Genomic DNA, 18832 nt, shown 5'->3' with positions numbered 1-18832 from the left:
CGCGGGCGGGACTCAGGTCACCTTGTGCCGGACCTGGTAGCGCGGCTCTTTCCAGGCTTCGCTCTGGAGGATTTCCAGCAACGCCTGCACCGCATCCCAGACCTCGACGAAGCGGGTGTACAGCGGGGTGAAGCCGAAGCGCAGGATGCCCGGCTCGCGGTAGTCGCCGATTACCCCCCGGTCGATCAGGGCCTGGACGATGGCGTAGCCCTGGGCATGCTCGAAGCTGACATGGCTGCCGCGCCGGGCATGCTCGCGCGGGGTCACCAGGGTCAGGCCGAAGCGTTCGCAACGGCTTTCCACCAATTCGATGAACAGATCGGCGAGGGCCAGCGACTTGTCGCGCAGGCGCTGCATGTCGGTCCGGGCGAAGATATCCAGGCCGCATTCGACCAGGGCCAGCGAGGTGATCGGCTGGGTGCCGCAGAGGAACCGGGTGATGCCTTCGCCGGGCTGGTAGCGTGGCTCCATGGCGAACTGGCGGGAATGACCGAACCAGCCGGACAGCGGTTGCCAGACACGCTCGCGCAGGCGCGGCGCGACCCACACGTAGGCCGGCGAGCCGGGGCCGCCGTTGAGGTACTTGTAGGTGCAGCCGATGGCGTAGTCGGCGTCGGCCGCGTGCAGGTCCAGCGGCAGCGCGCCGGCCGAGTGGGCCAGGTCCCAGATCGCCAGGGCGCCGTTTTCGTGGACCAGGCGGGTGACCTCGCGCATGTCGTGCAGGTAGCCGGTCTTGTAGTTGACATGGCTGAGCATCACCACCGCGGTATCCGCGTCGATCGCCGCCGGCAATTGCTCCGGGTCATCTACCAGGCGTAGCCGGTAGCCGCGCTGGAGCATGTCGGTAAGGCCCTCGGCGATGTACAGATCAGTGGGGAAGTTGCTCGATTCGGAAACGATTACCTTGCGCCCTGGCGCGTCTTCCTCCTGGATCCGCAGGGCGGCGCTGAGCACCTTGAACAGGTTGATCGATGTGGTGTCGGTGATCACCACTTCGCCGGCGCGCGCGCCGATCAGGGGCGCCAGCTTGTCGCCGAGGCGCTCCGGCAGGCCGCGCCAGTCGGCGCTGTTCCAGCTGCGGATGAGCCCCTCGCCCCATTCCGCGGCGACCACTTCGGCGGCGCGCTCCACGGCGGCCCGGGGGCGGGCGCCGAGGGAGTTGCCGTCGAGGTAGATCACGCCGTCGGGCAGGGCGAACAGTTGGCGCAGGTCGGCCAGGGGATCGCCGGCGTCGAGCGCCAGGCAGTCGTCACGAGTGGTCATCGGTTACTCCGCGGTAGGCAGGGCGCGCAGCACGGCACGCACCGGGCTGGCATCGAGGTGGGTGAATTTCAGCGGCAGGGCGAGCAGTTCGTAGTCGCCGGCGGGCACGTCGTCGAGGACCACGCCTTCGAGAATCGCCATGCCGTGGCGGCCCACCGCGTGGTGGGCGTCGAGGGTCTTGGAGTGCTGGGGGTCGAGCGACGGGGTGTCGATGCCGACCAGCCTGACGCCGCGCTCGGCGAGGCACTCGATGGTGGCCGGAGCGATAGCGCAGAAGCCTTCCGGCCAGTTCGCCGGGACCCGTTCGAAGGTCCGTAGCAGCACCCGCGAGGGCAGGTCGTCGAGCTGGCCGGCGAGGTGTTCGGGGGTCACCAGCGGGTTAGCGCCGATACAGTGGATCACCCGGCACGGTCCCATGTAGATGTCCAGCGGCACCTGGCCGATGGGCAGGCCGTCGGCGCGGTAGTGCAGGGGGCCGTCGACGTGGGCGCCGGTATGCGGCGAAAGGGTGATCCGGCCGACGTTGACCGGGCACTGCTCGTCCAGCCGCGCCGCCCATTCCTGCTGGAACGGCGTGTCGCCGGGCCAGGTCGGCGTGTTCGGGTCGAGGGCGGGACTGATGTCCCAGTAGCGGAGCGAAGTCATTGTTTTTCTCCGGAAGTCCAGCGAATGATAATGAACTAGATTTCGGAGAATTTTCGTGCGAAATGCAAGGTCGCATGGCAATCTGTTCGCACAAAATTCGAAGATAGCTATTCATTCTGATAGGAATTGCACATGTCCCTGGACGCCATCGATCTGCGCATTCTCCGTCACCTGCAGCAGGACGGGCGGATGAGCAACCAGGACCTGGCGGAGAAGGTCTCCCTCTCGCCATCCGCCTGCCTGCGCCGGCTGCGCCTGCTGGAAAGCGAGGGGATCATCCGCGGCTACTCGGTGGAACTGGATGCCGAGCGACTGGGCGTGGAGCTGGAAGCCATCGTCCATGTGTCGCTGCGCCAGGACGTCGAGGGTTGGCACGAGGCGTTCATCGCCAGGGTCCGGGACTGGCCGGAGGTGGTCACCGCCTATGTGGTGACCGGCGCCACCAACTATGTGCTACGGGTCCGGGCGCGCAACCTCAAGCACTATTCGGACTTCATCGTGAACAAGCTGAACCGCGCCGCCGGCGTCACCGATATCCGCTCTGAAATCGTCCTGCAGGAGATCAAGGCCGGTGCCGACCTGCTCGACCTGGTGAACCTGAAGAGTTGAACGGGGCGACCCCTCATAAAAGCATGAGTGCAATGAGCGGGAGGAATTTTCAGTCGTCGAGGGAAATAATTATTTTGTCTTTTTTCATGGGGTTACGAGTTATTAGCTAATGAATAAATAGTCTGCCGGAATTGATTTTCCCCGTGCTAGGTTTCCTCCGTCCCCGTTGCCGGGTTGTCAACGTTACACGGAGGTTAGGCGGTGAGTGAATATATCGAGACCGACGACGCAAGTTACTTCCGGGTCAGGCGCCAGGCCTATGTTTCCGCGGAACTGCACCGGCGCGAACTGCACGAGATATTCGACGACAGCTGGCTGTATGCCGCCCACCTCAGCGAACTGCGCGAGCCCGGCGACTTCATCACCCGCGACGTCGGCGGGCGCAACCTGATCATCCAGCGTCGCGCCGATGGCGAGCCGGCGGTCTACCTGAACGCCTGCGCGCACCGTGGGGCCAAGGTCTGCGCCGAGCGCCAGGGCAACAGCCAGCGTTTCACCTGTCCCTACCATGGCTGGACCTACGACAGCCACGGCAGCCTGATCGGCCTGCCGGACAAGGCCGCCTACCAGCATGCCGGGCAATGCCATCCGGAGCTGTCCCTGACACGGGTGAAACACGCGGTCTACCGCAACTTCCTGTTCATCCACTACGCCGCCCGGCAACCGTCCCTGGAAACCTACCTGGGCCAGGCGAAGGACTATATCGACCTGATCTGCGACCAGTCCGAGGCGGAACTGGAGATCATCCCCGGCGGCTTCGAGCATTCGATCAAGGCCAACTGGAAGCTGCTCGCGGAAAACGGCGTGGACGCCTACCACCTGCCGTTCGCCCACAAGCGCTACCTGGAATACCTGAATACCCTCGGCACCGATCCGGAGTCGCACAAGCGCCACGGTCGCGGCGAGGCGCTGGGCAACGGCCACGCGCTGATCATCAGCGGCCCGCCGTCCACCGGACGGCCGATCGCCTACTGGAGCCCGTTGTTCCCGGAAGCGCTCAAGCCGTCCATCGCCGCCAAGTTCGAACGCCTGGTGGAACGCTTCGGGCAGGCGCGGGCAGAGGACATCGCCCACACCAACAAAAGCCTGTTCATCTTTCCCAACCTGGTGATCAACGACATCCTCGGCCTGAACATCCGCTCGTTCTTCCCGACTGCCGCCGATGAGGTCAGCGTCACCGTATGGGGCGCCGGCTTCGCCGATGAGACCCGCGAGGAGCGGGCGGCGCGGATCAATGGGTTGATCTCGTTCATCGGCCCGGGCGGTTTCGGCACCCCCGACGACGTCGAGATCCTCGAATCCTGTCAGCGCGCCTACGCCCACGCCGCCCTCGGCTACAGCGATTTTTCCCGCGGCATGGGACCGGCAACCCGCCGCCACGTCGACGAGGAGCAGAACCGCGGCTTCTGGCGCGAGTGGAGCCGCCGGCTCGGGCAGCAGCCCGCCGCCCTGCGGCGTCTCGCCGTGGCCGTCTGAGCCGTCTTCAACCATCGCTCCCTGCAGATCCCTGCGCGCCGCCCTGGCTACGCGGGGAATAAAGGGTCACTGCAAGGAACGTCATCCATGTGTGGAATCACCGGCTGGACCGACTGGAGCCGCGACCTCGGCGAGCAGCGCAGCATCCTTGAACGCATGACCCGTACCCTGGCCCCGCGCGGGCCGGACGCCGAAGGCCTGTGGCTGTCGCGGCACGCGCTGCTCGGCCATCGGCGCCTGGCGATCATCGACCTGGAGAACGGCGCTCAACCGATGCTTGCCGAGGCTGGTGGGCGGGTGGCGCTGACCTACAGCGGCGAGGTCTACAACTTCCGCGAGCTGCGCGCCGAGCTGGAGACGCTGGGCCAGGTCTTCCGCACCCGCTCGGACACCGAAGTGGTGCTGCGCGCCTATCTGCAATGGGGCGAGGCTTCCTTCGCCCGCCTCCGCGGCATCTACGGCTTCGCCCTGTGGGACGAGCGCGAGCAGAGCCTGTGGCTGGTGCGCGATCGCTTCGGGGTCAAGCCGCTGTACTACTACCCGACCGCCGGAGGCGTGCTGTTCGCCTCGGAACCCAAGGCGATCTTCGCCAACCCCGAGGCCAACCCGGTGCTCGACGCCAGCGGCATCGCCGAGCTGTTCGCCCTGACCACCGCGCCGACTCCCGGCCACGGCCTGTACAAGGGCCTGCGCCAGGTCCGGCCGGGCCAGGCGCTGCGCTTCGACCGCAATGGTGTGCGCGAGTTGGTCTACTGGGCGCTGCGCGCGGAACGTCACGAAGAGGGCGCCGAGGACAGCGCCGAACGCGCCGGCCAGTTGCTCCGCGAGGCGGTGGCCGAGCAACTGGTGGCCGACGTCCCGCTGGGCAGCCTGCTTTCCGGCGGGCTCGACTCCAGCGCCATCAGTGCCTTCGCGGTGGCCGCGCTGGATGGCGACGCGCGGCGCCTGCCGACCTTCTCCGTGGACTTCCCCGGCGAAGGCCGCGGCTTCGTCCCGACGCCCTGGCAAAGCAGCTGGGACGAACCCTATGCGCAGCTGGCGGCGAACTTCCTCGGTACGCCGCACCGTACCGTGCTGGTCGCCCCGGAAGAGGTGCTGGAACAGGACGAGGCGGTGCTCCAGGCCCGCGACCTGCCCGGCTGGGGCGAGCTGGACGCCTCGCTCTACCTGCTGTTCCGCCAGATCCGCGAGCACACCACGGTGGCACTGTCGGGCGAGTCGGCCGACGAGGTGTTCGGCGGCTACCCGTTCTTCCACGACCCGAGCGCCCTCGCACACGACGGCTTCCCCTGGCTGGCCGGCAAGAGCGGGCCCTGGCAACTGCTGCGGCGGGAGGTCGCCGAACGGGTGGCGGCGCCGGAATACATCCGGGCGCGCTACCGCGAGGCCCTCGCCGAAGTGCCGCGGCTGGATGGCGAGGATGCCGCCCAGCGACGCCAGCGCGAGGTCGCCTACCTGGCGCTGAGCCGCTGGCTGCCGGCGATGCTCGAACGCAAGGACCGGATGAGCATGGCGGTCGGCCTGGAAGTGCGCGTGCCGTTCTGCGACCACCGCCTGGTGGAGTACGTATGGAACCTGCCCTGGGCGCTGAAGAGCGTCGCCGGGGAAAGCAAGAGCCTGCTGCGCCGGGCCCTGCGCGGGCACCTGCCGCAGGCGATCCTGGAGCGGCGCAAGAGCGGTTTCCCGGCCAACCCCGACCCACGTTACCTGGCGCTGCTGCGCGAGCGGGTCGGCCGCCTGCTCGACGACGGCCGCTCGCCGCTGTTCGAACTGGTGGACGCCGGGCGGGTCCGCCAGGCACTCGAACAGGGCACGCCGCTGCCCAGCCCGCGTGCCTCGGCGAGCCCGACCGCCGGCCTGGCCTACCTGCTGAACCTGGACCGCTGGCTGACCCGCCATGGGGTCGACATCAGCCTCTGAGCGGCACTTTCTTCCCGGAGGATACTCATGAGCCTTGCCTTGTCCCGTCCCGACAGCGACCTGCTGGCGCGGGTCAGCGATTTCCTCGTCGCCGAAGCCGAGCTGCTCGACGACCGCCTGCTGGATACCTGGTTCGCGCTGTTCGAGCGCGCCGCACGCTACCGGGTGCTGCCCTTGCAGGAGCAACTGGCCGGCCAGGCGCCGGAGGACAGCCTGTACATCATCGACGACGACCACGTGCGCCTGCGCGAGCGGGTCGACAGCATCCTCGGCGGGCATACCTGGATGGAGCAGCCGCGCTCGCGCACCCGCCGCCTGGTGGGCAACGTGCGGCTGAAGCGGGTCGAGGGCGAACTGGTCAGCAGCCGCAGCAACTTCGTCGTCCATCAGTTCCGCAACCGCGAGGCCTGGAGCTTCGTCGGCGAAGCCAGTCATGTCCTGCGCGACGGCCCCGGGGGCTTGCGCATCGTCTCGCGGGAGATCCGCCTGGACCACGAGACCATCAGCGCCCAGCGGCGCATCAGCATCATCCTGTGAGGCGCCGCCCATGAATACCGATCCGTTGCTGCCCGGCTTCGACTACCTGACCCTGCACACCTCCGCCGCGCGCCTCCGCGTCGCCGTGAAGGGCAGCGGCCCGCCGCTGCTGCTGTTGCATGGCTATCCGCAGACCCACCTGGCCTGGCATCGCATCGCTCCGCGCCTGGCCGAGGACTACAGCGTGGTCCTCGCCGACCTGCGCGGCTATGGCGAATCGCGGGCGCTGGACGAGGAGGGCGCCGACTATTCCAAGGCCGCGCTGGCCCGCGACCAACTGGAAACGATGGGCCAGCTAGGCTTCGAACGCTTCGCGGTGATCGGCCACGACCGCGGCGCGCGGGTCGGCTATCGCCTGGCGCTGGACCATCCGCAAGCGGTCGCGGCCTTCGTCTCGCTGACCGTGGTGCCGATCCTCGACAACTGGGCCGCGGTGAACAAGGCCTTCGCCCTCAACGCCTATCACTGGTTCCTCCTCGCCCAGCCGTACGACCTGCCGGAGCGCCTGATCGGCGCCGATCCGGAGCACTTCCTCGACTACACCCTGCGACGCATGGCCCAGGGCCGCGACATCTACCACCCGCAGGCGCTGGAAAGTTACCGCCGGGCGTTCCGCGACCCCGCCGTGCGCCATGCGATGTGCGAGGACTACCGGGCCGCGGTGGGCGTCGATGCCGACGCCGACCAGGCCGATCGCGACGCCGGCCGGCGCCTGCAATGCCCGGTCCAGGTGCTCTGGCAGGAGCGCCCCTACGCCGCCGGGCAGCATCCGCTGGAAATCTGGAAGACCTGGGCCGGGCAGGTCGAGGGCGCCGCCATCGGCGCCAGCCACATGCTTCCCGAGGACGCGCCGGACGCCGTGCTGGAGCACCTGCTGGGGTTTCTCGCCAGCCACCGGGAGGCGCTCCGATGAGCGCCGTCGAACGCGATCCGGCGGCGCAGGCGACGCTCTGGCGACAGCGGGTGTTCGAGGTGCACGCGGCGATGTCCGCCTACGTCGCCGAGCGCCATCGGCGTGAAGACCTGGGGGACTGGGTGGCGACCAGCGCGCGGATATTCGCCGATCTGCCGGCGACCGACGACCTGCGCGCCGAAGCCTGGCAGGCGGTGTTCTTCCGCGCCCAGGCGCTGATCGAACAGTTCATCGTCGCGCGCCCGGCGGATTACCGGCTCGACGACTGGGCGCGCGCCACCGCGCGGATCTATCGCGCGCTGGAACCGGCGGGGCGGGGCGATCCGGCCAGCGCCGCCGACCGTCTGGCACGCCAGGCCGCGCTCTACGGTTCGCGTTTCGAGGTGCAGGCCGAGGCTGACGGGCGCGCGGTATTCCACAACCGTCACTGCGCGATCTGGGACTACCGCGAGCGCGCCCGCGCCCGAGGCGTGCCGATCACCCTGGAGTCGGCCTGCACCTATTGCACCAAGCTGCTGTCGGCGTTCGTCGCCGCCAGCGATTGCCGCGCCGACTGGCGGCTCTACGAAGAGCCGCAAGGCCACGGCTGCGTATGGACCATCACGGCGGACAGCCTCAACCAAGGAGCAGGCGTACATGAACGCGATCATTGAACAGGCGCGCAGCCTGGACGGCTACCAGGATTCCAGCGAACTGCTGCAACGTCGCGACCAGGACTGGGTGCTCGACCGCGCCGGCATCGAGCCGCGCAGCCTGCTCGATCTCGGCTGCGGCATCGGCTCGCTGCTGCTCGGCGGCGCCCGGCGCTGGCCCGGCCTGCAACGGTTGTGGGGCATCGAGCGTTCGCCGCTACGCCTGGAGCAGGCGCGCGCGCAGTTGCGCGGGGCTGGCGTCGAGGCGCGTCTGCTGGAGGGCGACCTGCTCGACCTGCCGCCGCTGGCGGAACGCTTCGAGCTGATCAGCATGACCGCCGTGCTGCACTGGCTGTATCCCGATGAAGAGCGGCTGTTCCGGTGGGTCGCGCGGCACCTCGAGGCGCAGGGGGTATTCCTGTTCACCTCGCACCATCCGTTCGCCGAGGATGGCCTCGGCGGCGAGGACGACCTGGTCGCCCAGGCCCTGGTCGAGATGGGCCTGGCTGCGCCGGAACGGGTGGCGGCGCTCTACGCGGAAGCCGGGCTGCTGCCGATGGGCACCCGCACCCGTGGCCGGGAGGCGTTGCGCGAACGCGTCGAACGACACTTCCGGGTCGACTCCATCGTCTCCCGCCCGGCGGTCCTGCGTGTCGCCGACTCCGCCGAATACCAGCGTTTCCACGCCGCCACCTTCGGCACCTATTTCGCACCGCTGGTGCCGGCGACGCGCCTGGAGGAATTCTTCGTCCGCCTCGGGCGGATCGCCGAGCGGCGTATGCAGGCCGACGGACAGGTCAGCGAAATCCCGGTCAGTGTCTGGCGCTGCCGGGCTCGGGAGGGCGAGGCATAACCTTATGCGCAATCGGTCTGCCGCGCGGCTGAAAATCGGTACGGGCAATTGCACTCGGTGGCATCCGCAACCGATCAAGGATGAACCGACCATGTCCAACCCGCGTTCGCCACGTCTTCGACTCGTCCCCGTGCTCTGCGCGGTCGGCCTGGCCTGCCTTGGCCAGCCCGGCGAGTCGGCGGCAGAGGAGGTCCGCGCCACCAGCAGCGCCGAGATCCAGCGCTTCGACATCCCGGCCGGCGAACTGGCCCAGGTACTGCTGAGCATAGTCCGCCAGAGTCGCACCCCGATCGCCTTCGACCAGCACCTGGTGGAGGGCCTGCCGGCACCGGCGATCCAGGGCTCCTACAGCGTCGAGCAGGCGCTGCAGCGGGCCTTGCAGGGCAGCGGCCTGGAATACAGCCGCAGCGCCGCCGGCGTGCTCAGCCTGCAACGCGCCACGGCGCCGGATGCCGCGCTGCCGGCGGCGAAGCCCGCCGGGACCCTGGCCACGGTGGTGGTCACCGGCACCCGCAAGGCCGATGTCAAGGCCGGCGAGAGCCTGGCACCGATCGATGTGGTCAGCGCCGAGCAATTGCGCGACAGTGGTAGCGGCGACCTGCGCGACGCCCTGGTGCGCCTGCTGCCCTCGCTGTCGCGCCAGGCCCAGGCCTACAACGCTTCGGCGCTGACCAACGCGCAGTCGCTGCGCGGCCTGAGTCCCAACCACGTGCTGGTGCTGGTGAACGGCAAGCGCCGTCACGAGACCGCCAACATCAATGTCAGCGGCGGGCTGCAGAGCGGCTCCACCGGGGTCGACCTGGATACCATCCCGCTCGCCGCCATCGAGCGCATCGAGGTGCTGCGCGACGGCGCCTCGGCGCAGTACGGCTCGGACGCCATCGCCGGGGTGATCAATGTCATCCTCAAGTCGGCCGACCACGGCGGCCGGCTCGCCTACGACAACGGTCGCTACGGCGATGGCGACGGCCTGACCCAGAACGGTGGGGTGAATGGCGGCCTGCGTTTCGGCGAGAGCGGTTTCCTCAACCTCAGCGCGCAGTTCCGCGAACAGGCGCGGACCATCCGCGCCGGCATCGACCAGCGTACCGGGCACTACGGCAACCCGTCCATCGGCGACCCTTCGCTGCACCGCCAGGCGCTGGCCTACAACGCCGGCGTGGCGCTGGACGACAACGTCGAGCTGTACAGCTTCGCCACCTATACCCATCGCTCGGTGTCCTCGGCGCAGATCTACCAGTTGCCGTCCCTGGCGCCGCGACTCTATCCGAACGGCTTCACCCCGCGCATCACCAGCGACGAGGACGACTATTCGCTGACCCTCGGCGCCCGTGGCGGCGAGCTGTTCGGCGCCTGGGACTGGGACCTCAGTTCGACCTACGGTGCCGACCGCCCGGAGATCGGCATGGACCATTCGATCAACCTCGCCCTCTACGGCGAGACCGGCGATTCGCCGCGCTCCTTCGACCTGGCGCGCTACAAGGCCACCCAGTGGACCAACAATCTCGACCTGCGCCGCGACTTCGACCTCGCCTGGCTGCCGGCGCCGCTGAATTTCTCCTGGGGCCTGGAGCAGCGCCGCGAGCTCTACGAGGTCGAGGCCGGCGATCCCTGGTCCTACTACAACGGCGGTTCCAAGGCACTCCCCGGGCAGGCGCCGGCCACCGCCGGACAGTGGAGCCGCGACGTGCTCGGCGCCTATCTCGACCTGTCCATCGCCCTCGACGAGCGCTGGCAACTGGAGACGGCGGCGCGCTACGAGCACTACAGCGACTTCGGCAGCACCACCAACGGCAAGCTCGCCAGCCGCTACCGCTTCAGCCCCGAGGTATCGGCGCGGGCCAGTCTCAGCAGCGGCTTCCGCGCGCCGTCGCTGGCCCAGGAGAACTACACCAGCCTGGGCGTCTCGCCGACCATCGCCAGCGGCCTGCTGGCGGTCAACTCGCCGGCGGCCAGGCTGCTCGGCGCCGAAGACCTGGAGCCGGAAAAATCGATCAGCTACAACCTCGGCCTGGTGCTCGATCCCTTGCCGGACCTGAACCTGGCCATCGACGCCTATCGCATCGAGATCCGCGACCGCATCGTCGACGGTGCCACCTATTCCGGACAGCCGGCGATCGATGCGCTGCGCGCCGGCGGGATCAGCATCCCGGCCGGACTGACCCAGGTCAGCACCCACTACATGACCAACGGCGCCGACACCCGTACCCACGGCCTCGACCTCACCGCCAGCTACCTGACCCGGCTCGGCGAGTGGGGCCGGATCGACTGGCGTCTGGGCGCCAACGTCAATCGCACGAAGCTGGTCAGGAATCATCACGGGCGCAACGGCCAGCCGCTGCTCAACGACCAGCAGCAGGCCTGGATCACCAGCTCCACGCCGCGCAGCCAGGTCAGCCTGCAGGCCGACTGGAGCTACCGGCGCTGGGGCCTGACCCTGCGCGAAACGCGCTACAGCAAGACGGTTTCCGAACTGGACTACTACACCGGCGAGCATGCCTATTCGACCACGGTCTTCAACCGCTTCGAGAATTCGCCCAAGTACATCACCGACGTTGCCCTGCGCTATGCGGCGAGCCGCAACCTGACCCTGAGCGCCGGGGCCAACAATCTGTTCGACGTGAAGCCCGACAAGCTGCCGGCCGAGAGCGCCTACCTCGGCTTCAACCAGTACGACACCTATGCCTCGCAGATCAGCTTCAACGGCGCCTTCTACTACCTCGGCGCGGCCTACACCTTCTAAGGAGGACGAACCATGAGCATCGAACTGCGCGGCGGCGTGCGCGCCTCCGCGGTCATCGGCGACAGTGCCTTCGCCCGCCAGGCCGCGCGTTTCCTGCCGGACACCCGCAGTCGCGCGGTGAGCGCCTTCGACATCCAGCAGAAGGCCCGCCTGGAAGAGGCGGACGGCCTCGACGGCGCGCTGTTCACCGTTTCCGCTGCCTGGCCCGACCCCTGGCTGGTCGCCGGCTGGGCTTTGGCCGCGGCGCCGCGCCTGCGCGCCACCGTCGCGCACCGACCGGGGAGCGCCCAGCCGACCGTTGCCGCGCGCGCCCTGGCCACTCTCGACGGCCTGTCCAACGGGCGCGCCGGCGTACACCTGGTGATCGGCTCCAGCGACGCCGACGTGCGCCGCGACGGCGACTTCGCCGACAAGGACGAACGCTACCGGCGCGCCGTGGAGTACCTGGAGGTCTTCACCCGCGCCCTGGAAAGCCGCGAACCCTTCGACTACCACGGCGAGTTCTACCGGCTGGAGGACGCCGGCAGCGGCTTCCTGCCGATCCAGCGGCCGCGCCCGCCGCTATCCGTTGGCGGCTCCTCGGCGCAGGCACAACGCCTGGCGGTGCGCTTCGCTGACGTCTACGCCGGCCACTTCGCCAGCCCCACGCAGACCGCGGAGCTCAAGCGCAGGCTGAACGAGGAGGCGGCGGAGCAGGGCCGGCGGCTGAAGTTCTGGAAGCACTTCCAGGTGATCCTCGGCGACAGTCCGGCGGCGGCCCTGGACATCGCCGAGCACTACCGCCAGGCCGCTTTCGAACTGCTTCTGGCACGGCCCCTCGACGAACTGGCGGCATCGCCGCAGGTCGCCCGCGACGGCGAGCGCGACCGGCTCGCCCGGCTGGAGCCGGAGGCCTTGCGCGAATGGGTGGCGAATACCGTGCAGCGCAGCTTCGCCGGGGTGCTGGTGGGCAGCGTCGGCGAGGTGGCGGAACAGATCCTGGCCTTTCATCGCGCCGGCATCGAGATCGTCCAGCTCGAGGCCACCACCGAGAACGCCGAGGACATTCGCTTGCGCCGCCAACTGATCGAGCGCTTGAGGCGCGACGCATGAGCGGCGTCGCCCGCGAGGCCATGGAGGACGTCGCGCCGGCGCCTGGCGTCGGCGAGTTCGGCGTGGCCAGTTGTGGGGTGCTGCTGGCCTCGGTAGTGGGGGTGATCTTCGGCCCCACCGGGCTGGTGATCAGCAGCTTCTCGCTGTTCATCGAGCCGATCGCCGCCGACCTGGACTGGGACCGCGGCCAGTCGGCGCTGCCGGTGACCCTGCTGGGCCTGGCGGTAGCCCTGAGCAGCCCGCTGAAGGGCTGGCTGGTGGATCGCTGGGGCGCGCGCGCCCTGGTCCTGCCGCTGACCGCCGCGCTGGCCCTGTGCCTGGCCAGCCTGGCGCTGGCGCGCAGCGGCTGGCAGCTATACCTGCTGTTCGCGCTGCTCGGCCTGCTGACGCCGGGCAACATTCCCTATGCGCGGATTCTCGGCGGCTGGTTCGAGCGTCGTCGCGGCGCGGCCTACGGCATCCTCGGACTCGGCTTCGGCGTCGGCGGGCCGCTGGCGCTGTACCTGGGCAGCGCCTGCATCGACGCCTTCGGCTGGCGCGCCACCTTCCTCGTCTATGGCCTGCTCGAAGGCCTCCTGGCGCTGCCGCTGCTCTATGCGTTGTTCCGCGAGCGACCCGGCGACCTGCCGCAGGCGCTGCGCCCGCCAGCCGACGCGCTGCCCGGAGCGACGCCAGGCCAGGCCTGGCGCTCGGCGGACTTCTGGCTGATCGTCGGCAACCTGATCCTCGGCGTGTTCGCCGTCACTGGCGTGATGGTGCATGGCGTGCCGCTGTTGCAGGAGCGCGGCCTGTCGCGGGAAGTCGCCACCGACGTGCTGGCGGCGCTGTGGGTCGGCATGATCGTTTCGCAACCGGCGCTGGGCTACCTGCTGGACCGCTACGACACCCCGCGCATCGCCTTGCCGTTCGCCCTGCTGGCGGCGCTCGGGCTGCTGCTCCTGCTCCTTGGCGGACCGCCGGCGCTGCTCTGGGGCGCGGTGTTCCTGATCGGCCTGGGCGCCGGCGGCGAGACCGGCACCACCCAGTACTTCGTCAGCCGCTACTTCGGCCTGCGCCATTTCAGCGTGATCTATGGCTCGATCCAGCCCTTCACCTTCGCCATCGCCATCAGCCTGGGGTCCTGGCTGCTGGGTTACTTCTACGACCGCGCGGGCTCCTACGCGGGCTCGACGCTGGTCCTGCTCGGCGCGTTCGGCGTGGCGGCAGGGCTGCTGGTCATGCTCGGGCGCTATCGCTACGCCATCGACGGGGAGGCACGCAGCCATGGGCGAGACTGAACGGAGCAGGGCGGAGGTCGGCGTCTGGCTGCTGGCCGGACTGGCCTTCGTGGTCGGCACGGTGGAACTGGTGGTGGCCGGGGTGCTCGACGAACTGGCCGCCAGTTTCGCCGTCAGCCAGGGCCGGGCCGGGTTGCTGATGAGCCTGTACGCGCTGGTCTATGCGCTGCTCGGCCCGCTGCTGGTCTACCTCAGCGCCGGTATCGAGCGCCGCCGCCTGCTGGCCGGCGCGCTGCTGGTGTTCGTCGGCGCCAACCTGGCCAGCGCCGCCGCGCCGAGCTTCGCCCTGTTGCTGGCGAGCCGGCTGCTGGTGGCGGCCAGCGCCTCGGTCATCGTGGTGGTGGCGATCACCCTGGCGGTGGCCATTGTCGCGCCGGAACGGCGCGGCCGGGCGATCGGTCTGGTGTTCGCCGGCATCGTCGCCTCGCTGGTGCTGGGCGTACCGCTGGGCACCCTGATCGGCGAGTTCTGGGGCTGGCGTAGCCTGTTCCTGCTGCTCGCCGGGGTCGCGTTGCTCGGCCTGCCGCTGCTCCTGCGCCTGCTGCCGGCCATCCCCGGCGCGCCCGGCATCGCCCCGGCGGAGCAACTGCGGGCGCTGGCCCGGGGCCGGGTGCCGTTCGCCCACCTGGCATCGCTGTTGCAGATGACCGGCCAGTTCACCGTCTACACCTACATCGTGCCGTTCCTGGTCGGCAGCATGGACCTCGACAAACCGACCATCAGCCTGGTCCTGCTGGTCTACGGGGGCGGCGGCATCCTCGGCGCGCTGCTCGGCGGACGCGCCGCCGACCGCTGGCCGGGGCCGGCCACCTTCGTCGCCTTCCTGCTCCTGCACGCACTGGCCCTGGTCCTGCTGCCGTTCGCCACCGGCGGCCTGCCGCTGCTGCTGGGCGCGGTGGTGTTCTGGTGCGTGTTCAACATGGCGCCGGGGCCGGCGATCCAGAAATACCTGGTGGAACTCAGCCCGGACACCGCGGCGATCCAGATCAGCCTCAACACCAGCGCGATCCAGCTCGGCGTGGCCCTGGGCGCCTTCATCGGCGCGATCCTGGTGGACCAGGTGGCGGTGCGCGCGCTCCCCTGGTGGGGCGCCGCGCTGATCCTCGGCGCCGCCGCCTGCGGCTGGCTGTCCGCGCAGCGGCCGGCGGCGGGCACGGCGGACTGCCGGGAGCGCCTCGATTGATTCCCTACCGCGCGCCACGGGAACAGCCCCGGGCGCCGTTCCTCAACCTCCAGGCTCACTACCGCTATCCGTGGCGTGGCCTGCCAGCAGCGAACGCTTACCATGGATAGCCAAGGCTCCATCAAGAACACCCTGATCGCCCAGTTGTTCCAGCAGAACTACGACTGGCTGTGCAAGAAGCTGTCCTACCAGACCGGCTGTAGCCACAGCGCCGAAGACCTCGCCGCCGAGGCCTTCCTACAGGTCTGGATGCTCCCCGACCCGGCGTCGATCCGCTCGCCGCGGGCGTTCCTCGCGACCATCGCGCAACGCCTGATGTACGAGAGCTGGCGGCGCAAGGACCTGGAGCGCGCCTACCTGCAGATCCTCGCCGAGGCGCCGGAGGCGGTGCAGCCGTCGCCTCACGAGCAGTGGATGCTGATCGAGAGCCTGCAAGCCATCGACCGCCTGCTCGACGGCCTGTCCGGGCAGGCCAGGGCAGTGTTCCTGATGAGCCAGCTGGAAGGCCTGACCTACGTGCAGATCGGCGAACGCCTCGGATTGTCCCTGGGGCGCATCCACCAGTTGATGAAGGATGCCTTGCACTGCTGCTACCGGGGATTCCAGGAATGAGCGAGAAGCCGGAACGGCAACGCATCGTCGAGGAGGCCATCGAATGGATGGTGCGCCTGCAATCCGGCGACTTCAGCGCCGCCGAGGGCGATGCCCTGGAACGCTGGAAGGCGCTGTCGAGCGAGCATGCCGAGGTGTTCCGGCAACTGCTTGGCAGCCTCGCGCCGCTACAGGACTCGCCCTGGCGCGGCCAGCCGAGCGCTACCGTGCTGCGCGCCCTGGAGCAGCCGTCGAGCCGCCGGCGCTTCGTCGGCGGCGCCCTCGGGCTGTTCGTCCTGCTCGCCGGCGGCGCCGGCCTGGAGCGCTGGGTCCAGGCCGGCATGGGTCTGCCCGGCGAACTGGCGACCGGCACCGGCGAGCGCCGCGACTGGTTGCTGGCCGACGGCAGCCGCCTGCGCCTGAACGCGCGGAGCAAGGCGCGACCGCTGCTCGACGGCGCCCAGCGACGCCTGGAGCTGCGGCGCGGCGCGATGCGCCTGGAAGTGAAGGAGGACCCGCGCGGCGCCTTCGCCCTCGACTGCGCCGCCGGACGGGTGGACTGCGCCAGCGGCAGCCTGCTGCTGGCCGAGGAGCGCGGGGCGATCCGCCTGGTGACCCTGCGCGGCAGCGCGCGGCTGACCACCGGCGAGGGACGCCAGCTGGCGGTGGCGGCACGACGTAGCCTGCTGTTCGATGCCGGCGGCCTGCTCGAACAGGGCCCGATGCAGGCCGGAGAGGATGCCTGGGCCAGCGGCTGGCTGGAGGTCCACGACCGCTCCCTGGCCTGGGTCGCGGAGGCCTTCCGGCCCTATCTGCCAGGCATCCTCCAGCTCGACGCGGAGATCGCCGGCAACCGCGTCAGCGGTCTGTTCCCGCTGGACGACATGCACACGTCCCTGGACATGCTCGGACGCAGCCTGCCGATCCGCGTGCTGCGCTACAGCGACTACTGGATCAGCCTGCGCCCCGCCTGACTCATTCGTCGAAGAACAGCAGGCAACGCAGTTCGATACTCTGCCGCGGCGGCGCATCGGCCGGGGTGCAGGGATCGTCGAAGGCGGTGTGCGCGCCGAGGCGGGCCTGCGCGTCCTCCCGCGAATCGTAGATCTTCAGCAGCAGCGCTTCCTCCGGCAGCAGGTGCGGGTAGTAGTACCAGCGGTGCTCCGGGTTGGGCTTGACCGAGTAGGTTTCGCCCACCTTGTCGCGGTACACCAGGTCACTGGCCACCAGGTCGTCGAACGCCAGGCTGCGGGCGTCCAGCAACGCCAGCGGCGCGCGCTGCGCCGGGTGGCCGAACGGACGCCACAGGTTGACGATCTGGAAGCGTCCGGCCAGGCGCCGTTCGGCGCGTTCCGCCGGCAGGTGGTCGCGGACCCGGCGCGGCGCCGAGCGCAGGGTCTGGTCGTTGTGCACGTAGCGCACCGGTTCGCGCAGGCCGCGTTCTTCGCGCCCGGCCTGGTCGACGCGCAGCGTGTGGTCGAAGATCACCGCCTCGGCGGCGCCGGTCAGGCGGCGGAGCAGGGCGATGCTTTCCGGGTAGTAGCGTTCACGAACCTGGGCTTCATCCTCAAAATCGCCCACCGCGCTCGCCTCGCGCACCAGTTGGAAACCCTCGCGCTCCAGGCTGGCCGGTTGCGCCAGCAGACGCGCATTGCGGATCGCCACCCGGGTCGGCTGCAACAGCGCGCTGCGCTGCGGCGTCCCGGCAGGGGCCGGATAGGTGTAGGCGACCGGCCGTTGGCCGTTGTCGCGGATATAGTTGACCTCGGCCTCGACCTGCTCCGGCGCGTGCGCCGGCCATGCGTGTTGCTGGCAACCCATGTGTCGTTCTCCCGTTGCCAGCGGAGATGCCTCCGCTGCCGCGCCGCCGGATGCCGCGCGTGAACGGCCAATCTAGCCGCTGGCAGGCGGCGGCGAAACGAACATCGAGCGCTGGCGTCCTGCCTTCGTGGAATAAGCCCGGAGCGGCTCAGGACATCGCGTCGAGTCGTCGCCGCTGGCGATACTGGCGCGGCGTCATGCCTTTCCAGCGCCTGAAGGCATGGATGAAGTTGGACACCTCGCCGTAGCCGAGGCGCTCGGCGATCTCCTCCAGGCGAATCGCGCCGGTGGCCAGCAGCTCTTCGGCGAGGGCCTGGCGCACCTCGTCGAGCAACAGGCGGTAGCTGCTGCCCTCGTCGTCCAGGCGGCGACGCAGGGTACGCACGGTGAGGTGCAGTTCCATGGCCAGGGTCTGCATGTCCGGCAAGTGGCCGGGCGTCCTCAGCAAGCGGTCGCGGATGCGTCCGGCCAGACCGCCGCGCACCTGGCGGCGAGCGAGCAGGGCGCGGCACTGCTCCTCGCAGGCGCGCGCCACCTCTGGATTGGCGCCGGGCAGCGGGAGGTCGAGGAAGCGCCGTTCGAAGACCACCCGGTTGTCCGCCTGGCCGAACGCCGGGCACAGGCCCAGCTCGCGCACGTAGGGCGCGGGATCGGCGGGCGGTGGGCGGCGGAAGCCGGCGCGGAGGATCGGCAGGCGCTGCCCGGTGAGGTCGCGCTGGATGCGCAGCACGCCACCGGCGTCGCGTTCGAGGAGGAAAATCCGCAGGTCCTCGGGAATGCCGGCGTCGTCGAGCACCAGGTGCGCTTCATCGTCGTGTACCTCCAGGCGAATGCCATGGAAGGCGAAGGTCAGGTCGAGGTAGCGCAGGCCCAGTTGCGCGGCGCTGAGGAAGGTCGGGCTGCTGAGCAGGGCGAAGCCCCAGATGCCGTAGGCGTTGAGGTGATAGCGCAGGCCTGCCGCCAGGCCCGGCGCGCAGGCGTCGCCCAGGTGCCGGACCAGGTTGCGCACTACGCTCAGTTCCTGGGCCGCGTCGATTTCCCCGGAGGGATCGCCGAGCAGGCGGATATCCAGGCCGCTACCTGCCAGGCACTGCTCCAGGCCGAGGCCGCGGTCGATGCCGAACTGGATCAGCAGGTGCGCGCTGATGGCGCTGCGGCGGGGAGACCAGGGCGGAGTGGGCATGGTGGCGTCCGAGGTTGACCGAAAATCACAACTTTATGTCCGGCCCGGCCATAACGCCAGTCGCCCCGGCGAACTAGGATGCTGCCATCCGCCG

17 protein-coding genes are annotated in these 18832 nt (G+C 69.4%); 13 read left to right on the top strand and 4 right to left on the bottom strand.

The window, feature by feature from the left end:
• Positions 1–12: 12 nt before the first annotated feature.
• The gene (gene kynU, locus LJF27_RS24050) at positions 13–1263 is read right to left on the bottom strand and encodes a kynureninase (protein ID WP_003114854.1); all 1251 of its coding nucleotides are present in this window, start codon (positions 1261–1263) and stop codon (positions 13–15) included.
• Positions 1264–1266: 3 nt separating this feature from the next.
• Positions 1267–1908, bottom strand: coding sequence for a kynurenine formamidase KynB (kynB, locus tag LJF27_RS24045; RefSeq protein ID WP_003114853.1), 642 nt, complete (start codon positions 1906–1908; stop codon positions 1267–1269).
• A 132-nt stretch (positions 1909–2040) separates the two neighbouring features.
• Here kynB and kynR point away from each other — a divergent pair, with 132 nt between their 5' ends.
• The 13 genes from kynR to LJF27_RS23980 all read left to right on the top strand — a co-directional run bounded on the left by kynR (position 2041) and on the right by LJF27_RS23980 (position 16708).
• Positions 2041–2517 (top strand): kynurenine pathway transcriptional regulator KynR, encoded by a 477-nt coding sequence (gene kynR, locus LJF27_RS24040; protein ID WP_003088777.1) that lies wholly within the window; start codon positions 2041–2043, stop codon positions 2515–2517.
• Positions 2518–2718: 201 nt separating this feature from the next.
• Complete coding sequence (locus LJF27_RS24035) at positions 2719–3993, top strand: aromatic ring-hydroxylating oxygenase subunit alpha (protein WP_003142518.1); 1275 nt, start codon at positions 2719–2721, stop codon at positions 3991–3993.
• A gap of 87 nt (positions 3994–4080) precedes the next feature.
• Entirely contained in the window at positions 4081–5913 is a 1833-nt protein-coding gene (asnB, locus tag LJF27_RS24030) for an asparagine synthase (glutamine-hydrolyzing) (RefSeq protein ID WP_023116580.1), read from the top strand.
• Between the two features lie 27 nt (positions 5914–5940).
• Complete coding sequence (locus LJF27_RS24025; protein ID WP_003105327.1) at positions 5941–6450, top strand: aromatic-ring-hydroxylating dioxygenase subunit beta; 510 nt, start codon at positions 5941–5943, stop codon at positions 6448–6450.
• A 10-nt stretch (positions 6451–6460) separates the two neighbouring features.
• A complete protein-coding gene (locus tag LJF27_RS24020) occupies positions 6461–7363 on the top strand; it encodes an alpha/beta fold hydrolase (protein WP_003105331.1) in 903 nt (300 codons plus the stop codon).
• Positions 7360–8016: a hypothetical protein gene (locus tag LJF27_RS24015; protein WP_003118518.1), complete on the top strand. Its 657-nt coding sequence runs from the start codon at positions 7360–7362 to the stop codon at positions 8014–8016. Before LJF27_RS24020 ends, LJF27_RS24015 begins: the two co-directional genes overlap by 4 nt.
• Positions 8000–8848, top strand: coding sequence for a class I SAM-dependent methyltransferase (locus LJF27_RS24010; RefSeq protein ID WP_003105335.1), 849 nt, complete (start codon positions 8000–8002; stop codon positions 8846–8848). Before LJF27_RS24015 ends, LJF27_RS24010 begins: the two co-directional genes overlap by 17 nt.
• Positions 8849–8939: 91 nt before the next feature.
• Positions 8940–11591, top strand: a complete 2652-nt coding sequence (locus LJF27_RS24005; RefSeq protein WP_023116579.1) for a TonB-dependent receptor — start codon at positions 8940–8942, stop codon at positions 11589–11591.
• A gap of 12 nt (positions 11592–11603) precedes the next feature.
• The gene (locus tag LJF27_RS24000; protein ID WP_003120261.1) at positions 11604–12683 is read left to right on the top strand and encodes an LLM class flavin-dependent oxidoreductase; all 1080 of its coding nucleotides are present in this window, start codon (positions 11604–11606) and stop codon (positions 12681–12683) included.
• Positions 12680–13960, top strand: coding sequence for an MFS transporter (locus LJF27_RS23995; RefSeq protein ID WP_003105341.1), 1281 nt, complete (start codon positions 12680–12682; stop codon positions 13958–13960). Before LJF27_RS24000 ends, LJF27_RS23995 begins: the two co-directional genes overlap by 4 nt.
• On the top strand, positions 13947–15143 hold the full coding sequence (locus tag LJF27_RS23990; RefSeq protein WP_016263530.1) for an MFS transporter: 1197 nt from the start codon (positions 13947–13949) through the stop codon (positions 15141–15143). The genes LJF27_RS23995 and LJF27_RS23990 overlap by 14 nt, the downstream gene beginning before the upstream one ends.
• A gap of 102 nt (positions 15144–15245) precedes the next feature.
• The gene (locus LJF27_RS23985; protein WP_003107976.1) at positions 15246–15755 is read left to right on the top strand and encodes a sigma-70 family RNA polymerase sigma factor; all 510 of its coding nucleotides are present in this window, start codon (positions 15246–15248) and stop codon (positions 15753–15755) included.
• Positions 15752–16708: a FecR family protein gene (locus LJF27_RS23980; RefSeq protein WP_003118512.1), complete on the top strand. Its 957-nt coding sequence runs from the start codon at positions 15752–15754 to the stop codon at positions 16706–16708. Before LJF27_RS23985 ends, LJF27_RS23980 begins: the two co-directional genes overlap by 4 nt.
• 1 nt (position 16709) lies before the next feature.
• On the opposite strand, the gene LJF27_RS23975 is transcribed toward LJF27_RS23980, so the two are convergent.
• Together LJF27_RS23975 and LJF27_RS23970 are read right to left on the bottom strand one after the other, a co-directional pair.
• Positions 16710–17555, bottom strand: coding sequence for a CmcJ/NvfI family oxidoreductase (locus LJF27_RS23975; RefSeq protein WP_003107935.1), 846 nt, complete (start codon positions 17553–17555; stop codon positions 16710–16712).
• A gap of 148 nt (positions 17556–17703) precedes the next feature.
• Positions 17704–18738, bottom strand: coding sequence for an AraC family transcriptional regulator (locus LJF27_RS23970; protein ID WP_003118509.1), 1035 nt, complete (start codon positions 18736–18738; stop codon positions 17704–17706).
• Between the last annotated feature and the right edge of the window lie 94 nt (positions 18739–18832).

It is taken from the genome of Pseudomonas sp. 203-8, assembly GCF_020708595.1.
Lineage (GTDB): Bacteria > Pseudomonadota > Gammaproteobacteria > Pseudomonadales > Pseudomonadaceae > Pseudomonas > Pseudomonas aeruginosa.
Note: the sequence above shows the minus strand (reverse complement) of the source record. Positions and strands in the feature narration are given on the sequence as shown.